Source organism: Bradyrhizobium sp. (genome assembly GCF_049512235.1).
GTDB lineage: Bacteria > Pseudomonadota > Alphaproteobacteria > Rhizobiales > Xanthobacteraceae > Bradyrhizobium.
In genome coordinates, this window is sequence record NZ_JBEKXH010000506.1 from 1 (window position 1) to 4,551 (window position 4,551).

General features: G+C 63.0%; 6 protein-coding genes and 1 pseudogene. 3 read left to right on the forward strand and 4 right to left on the reverse strand.

Translation table 11 applies throughout. The features are described 5' to 3' along the window. Positions 1–82 precede the first annotated feature (82 nt). Together ABSG20_RS30545 and ABSG20_RS30550 are read right to left on the reverse strand one after the other, a co-directional pair. The gene (locus ABSG20_RS30545; RefSeq protein ID WP_423868181.1) at positions 83–1,366 is read right to left on the reverse strand and encodes a cystathionine gamma-synthase family protein; all 1,284 of its coding nucleotides are present in this window, start codon (positions 1,364–1,366) and stop codon (positions 83–85) included. 173 nt (positions 1,367–1,539) lie between these two features. Beyond that, positions 1,540–1,869, reverse strand: a complete 330-nt coding sequence (locus ABSG20_RS30550; RefSeq protein ID WP_423868182.1) for an aldo/keto reductase — start codon at positions 1,867–1,869, stop codon at positions 1,540–1,542. Positions 1,870–2,239: 370 nt separating this feature from the next. Between ABSG20_RS30550 and ABSG20_RS30555 the strand changes: the two genes are divergently transcribed. Continuing rightward, positions 2,240–2,434 carry an LLM class flavin-dependent oxidoreductase gene (locus ABSG20_RS30555; protein WP_423868183.1) on the forward strand — a complete coding sequence of 65 codons (195 nt, stop codon included), beginning with the start codon at positions 2,240–2,242 and terminating at the stop codon, positions 2,432–2,434. A 34-nt stretch (positions 2,435–2,468) separates the two neighbouring features. Further along, positions 2,469–3,329: a TIGR03620 family F420-dependent LLM class oxidoreductase gene (locus ABSG20_RS30560; RefSeq protein WP_423868184.1), complete on the forward strand. Its 861-nt coding sequence runs from the start codon at positions 2,469–2,471 to the stop codon at positions 3,327–3,329. Between the two features lie 139 nt (positions 3,330–3,468). Here ABSG20_RS30560 and ABSG20_RS30565 read toward each other — a convergent pair whose 3' ends face one another. Both ABSG20_RS30565 and ABSG20_RS30570 read right to left on the reverse strand, forming a co-directional pair. Then, complete coding sequence (locus tag ABSG20_RS30565) at positions 3,469–3,777, reverse strand: HigA family addiction module antitoxin (protein ID WP_423868185.1); 309 nt, start codon at positions 3,775–3,777, stop codon at positions 3,469–3,471. 11 nt (positions 3,778–3,788) lie between these two features. Continuing rightward, the gene (locus ABSG20_RS30570; RefSeq protein ID WP_423868186.1) at positions 3,789–4,073 is read right to left on the reverse strand and encodes a type II toxin-antitoxin system RelE/ParE family toxin; all 285 of its coding nucleotides are present in this window, start codon (positions 4,071–4,073) and stop codon (positions 3,789–3,791) included. Between the two features lie 71 nt (positions 4,074–4,144). Between ABSG20_RS30570 and ABSG20_RS30575 the strand changes: the two are divergent. Then, positions 4,145–4,231: pseudogene (locus ABSG20_RS30575) on the forward strand (DUF7168 domain-containing protein); the annotation flags it as partial. Between the last annotated feature and the right edge of the window lie 320 nt (positions 4,232–4,551).

Genomic DNA, 4,551 nt, shown 5'->3' on the forward strand with positions numbered 1-4,551 from the left:
GTGCGAAAGTTGCTTAGACCGAACTGCGGCCGATCACAACAAGGACCCGGACTATTGCGGCACCTGGATCTTAATCGCTACGCTAGCGTGCGTCCAAAGCCTGTGAAATGTCCGCGGTCAGGTCAAGCGGATGCTCGATGCCGATCGAGAGCCGGACGGTGGAGTCGAGGATCCCAATCTTCCGTCGCACGTTTCCCGGCACTCCGGAGTGCGTCATGCTTGCAGGGAGGCTGGCGAGAGACTCGGTGCCGCCGAGGCTGACCGCGAGCTTGAAGATCTGCAGCGCGTTGAGGAATTTGAACGCGGCGGCCTGGCCACCCACGATGTCGAACGAGAACGTGGAACCGGCGCCGCTGCATTGGCTCTTGAAAAGTCGCCCGGCCGGAGAGTTCTCGTCAAGGTGGCCGAGGTAATGGACTTTCGCTACCTTGGCATGGTCGCGCAGGTAGTCCGCGACGAGCCGCGCGTTGGCGTCGGCTTTTTCCATCCGAATGCTCAAGGTCTCGAGCGACCGGCTGAGCATCCAGCAGGAGTGCGGGTCCAACTGGGTGCCGATCGCTCCGCGCAAGGTTTTCACGGCCTTCATGACGGCGTTCGAGCCGAGTGCGGCGCCTGCGATGAGATCGGAGTGACCGCCGATGTACTTGGTCAGGGAGTACAGCGAGATATCCGCGCCATGTTCGATCGGCCGCTGAAAGACGGGGCCGAGCAGCGTATTGTCGCATGCGACCAGCGGGGTATGGCCCTGCGCCCGGCCGATCGTTTCGGCGACACGGCGCACCATCGCGATGTCAACCAGACCGTTCGTTGGATTCGCCGGGGTTTCGATGAAGATCATCGCCACCCGGCCCTTGCGCATGGCGTCCTGCGCCGCCGCGCTGACCGCGGCTTCGTCGACGCCGTCCGCGAAGCTGACCGCGGCGATGGACAGACCCGCCAGCGTCTTTGTGAAGAGGGTCTCCGTCCCGCCATAGAGCGGCTGAGAATGCAGGATCACGTCGCCCGGCCGTACGAATGCGAGGATGGTGGTGGCGATCGCCGACATGCCGGACGAGAACAGCGCGCACTTGTCGGTTCGCTCGTAGACGGAGAGCCGGTCCTCAACGATCTCGCTGTTGGGATGGTTGAACCGCGAATAGACCAGGCCTGCTCCGGTCCCCTCGGGCGGCTCGCGCCGGCCGGATACAAAATCGAAGAAATCCTGTCCGTCCTCGGCGGTCTTGAAGACGAAGGTCGAGGTCAGGAAGACCGGCGGCTTGACGGCCCCTTCCGAAAGTTGGGGGTCGTAGCCGTAGTTCAGCATCAGCGTTTCGGGATGTAGCGCGTGATTGCCGATATGGGTTTTCGACGGAAACGGCTTGACCATGGTCCACCTCGTGACTGAATTTATAGGTTGCGACGCGGCGCATCTTGCGACCATCACACCGAAGCGGGGCAGTAATCAGCCCGATTGGCGTATGGGCCATGCGGATCAGGAAACGACCGAAGATGCCGACGCCTGAAGCAATGACCGGGAATATGACGCCGGTCCCTACGAGCTCACTTGGACCGCCTGCCGGGACGACGGCCCCCGCGATCGCACCATAGGGCCAGCTTACCGTGAATCGGCCTGATACGCCACGGTCGAAACTGGACTTCACTGGAGTTCATGATTCCAATGGCAAGCGAGTAGAGCTTTCCGACCTTGGAGGAGAGCAGATAGTCCTCTCGATTCTGGTTGTGCAGAAAGTGACCGAAGCGGCGCTCCGACAGTCCAAACCCATACCAGGGAGCCACGTCGAAATACCGGATGCCCATCTCCCACGCAGCTTCGAGGGTCGCTTCGGCGTCCTTGTCGGTGTGCTTGTTGAACTCGTTGCCGAGGGACACCCCGCCGAGTCCGAAGTGAAACTCAGGTTTGTAGATCTGCCGAGCGCGGTTTCCCTACGATGCCGAAGCGGCGGGGAAGGCGAAGATCGCGACCATCGGCGGGCTATGCGGCGGCTTCACGGAGCCAAAGAAGACGGCGCGTGGCCGGGGTCAAGACCGGGCAAAGGTCGCCGGCGGTCAGAAATACGAAGTTAGCTACGAGTAGTCCCACTCTCTCCGCCATATCATATTGAATGCCGTATTCGTGCGACGGCTTGGCCCGAAGCCCTGGCGTGATAAGGTTACAGCAGCCGTTCATCGTGGAGTGACGACGTGCTGCTTGAAACACCTCTGCTACTCGGCGAGGTCGCCCCCGGCCTGCGCGCCCGCAATGCCAGTCGATCTCCATTCCATCGCCGCCGAAGCGCGCCTGCCGGAGGAGGTCGGCTACGTCCGACTCGTGGTCGAGGAAACCAAGGACGATCCGTTCATTCTGCTGGCGCTGGCGGCCCAGACGACGCGGACCCTGAAGCTCGGCGCGTCGGTCGCGATTGCTTTTCCGCGCAGTCCGAGCATCACAGCCTGACGGCTTCCAGGCACCTCAACCGGAGACAATCGACATGAAACTCGGACGCCTTGGCGTGTGGTACGGCACCGATAAACTCGACGGATCGCAGCTGCGCGATTTCGTGCGCACGGTCGAGAACAATGGCTACTCGGCCCTGTGGTACCCCGAATCGCGGGGCTACGAGTCGATGTCGCTGGCGGCCTTTCTGCTGTCGAGCAGCGAGAAGCTGGTGATCGGCAGTTCGATCGCCAACATCTATGCACGCGATTCCTTCACCGCGCAGCGCGCCATGGTCTCGCTGAACGCGCTCTACGGCGACCGGTTCGTTCTCGGTATCGGCGTCAGCCACATTCCGATGGTCGAGGGCCTGCGCGGCCATCGCTACGAGAAACCGCTCTCGGCGATGAGCGCCTACCTCGACGGCATCAACAAGTTCGCGCCATCAGGCGAACTGCCGCCGGTCGTGGTCGCAGCGCTCGGACCGAAGATGCTGGCGCTGAGCGGTGCCAAGTCGCGGGGCGCTGTGCCATATAACGTGACGCCGAACCATACGGCCGAGGCCGCCGCGATCCTCACGCCTTCGAAGTGGCTCGCGGTGGAGCAGAAGGTGACGCTCGAGACCGATCCCGCGAAGGCGCGGGCGCTCGGGCGCCAGGAACTGGCGCGCTACATGGTGCTGCCGAACTACCGCAACAGCTGGCTGCGCCAGGGTTTTGCCGAGGCTGAGCTCGCCGACGGCGGTAGCGACCGGTTCATCGATGCGATGGTGCTGTGGGGCGACGCCGACACGGTCAGGCGCGGCCTGCGGGCGCACTTCACGGCCGGCGCCACGCATGTCGCTCTGCAGCCCATCCACGCGGATGGCGATTTCGCCGCCCGCGACCGCATGCTGGCCGCGCTCGCCGATACCTGAGGCGCGTATGTGCCGCGGCTGCCTCAGAGCAGGTCGGCGGCGGCGTTGCGGTAGCGGCGCATGGCGTCAATCCAAATGGAGCGACAGCGCCTCCAACAGCTGACAACCCGCGTGGTACGCCATTTCAATCGATTATCGCTCACGCCGCAGGTTTAGCTTCGCGAGCCGGCGCGATTTTGCGCAGCGTGGCGCCCAGTTCGTCCTCGGCTCGTTCAAGATCATACTGCGTCTGGATGCCCATCCAGAACGCAGCGGATGTGCCGAAAAATCTGCCGAGCCGCAGAGCGGTGTCGGCAGTCACCGGGGTTTGCTCATTGGCCAGCCGCTCTATTCGCGTGCGCGGCACGCCGACTGCGCGAGCCACAGCGTAAGGCGAGAGGCTCAGGGGGCGCAGGAATTCCTCGCGCAGGACCTCGCCGGGATGAACGGGAGGGAGTTTCTTGGCCATGGTAGCGCCTTTCAATGATAGTCGATGATCTCGACTTCTTCCGGCCCCAGATCGCTCCACCGGAATACGATCCGCCACTGATCGTTTATTCGGATCGAGTGCTTGCCGGCGAGGTCCCCCCGCAAAGCTTCCAAGCGGTTGCCCGGCGGCGCCACAAGATCACCAAGCATTGTGGCGTTGTTCAACTGCACCAGCTTTCGGCGGGTGACCCTAGCGACGTCCGTCGGAAACCCCTTCGGAACGCGTCGCAGCTTGAAAATCAACTCTGCGAACGGTCCGCGGAAACTTCGGATCATTGCGTTCCACGTATCATATCATGATACTAAATGCAACCGGCTTTCTGCCGCTCAGTCGGCCGACCTCAGCTCTCCTCAATGGCTGCGCCGAGGACGAGGCGCTGTCGGCCGCCGCCAAGGTGGCCGAACGGCTCGATCGCCATGACCTGCCGCTGACCTGGTCGCGTCGAAAAGCCCGTTGTCGGGCAGGGCCATGGGCGTTTTACGAATGGCGTGATGGTGGAGTAGTGCCGCTGATTTGCCCGACGTGTCAAAATGTTTCGCGGGATCGCGCATGCCTGCGACCGCCAAGCTACTTTGCATGGGCTTGTTTTCGATATTTTAGTCGGGAGCGAGCACCGCGTCGGCCTGGCGATTTCGCCGCCCGCGACCGCATGCTGGCCGCGCTCGCCGATACCTGAGGCGCGTGTGTGCCGCGGCTGCCTCAGAGCAGATCGGCGACGGCGTTGCGGTAGCGGCGCATGGCGTCGACATGGTC

Coding starts and splice junctions, on each gene's coding strand:
- ABSG20_RS30545 (WP_423868181.1), bottom strand. CDS start 1,366: ATGGTCAAGCCGTTTCCGTCGAAAACCCATATCGGCAATCACGCGCTA.
- ABSG20_RS30555 (WP_423868183.1), top strand. CDS start 2,240: ATGCCAGTCGATCTCCATTCCATCGCCGCCGAAGCGCGCCTGCCGGAG.
- ABSG20_RS30560 (WP_423868184.1), top strand. CDS start 2,469: ATGAAACTCGGACGCCTTGGCGTGTGGTACGGCACCGATAAACTCGAC.
- ABSG20_RS30565 (WP_423868185.1), bottom strand. CDS start 3,777: ATGGCCAAGAAACTCCCTCCCGTTCATCCCGGCGAGGTCCTGCGCGAG.
- ABSG20_RS30570 (WP_423868186.1), bottom strand. CDS start 4,073: ATGATCCGAAGTTTCCGCGGACCGTTCGCAGAGTTGATTTTCAAGCTG.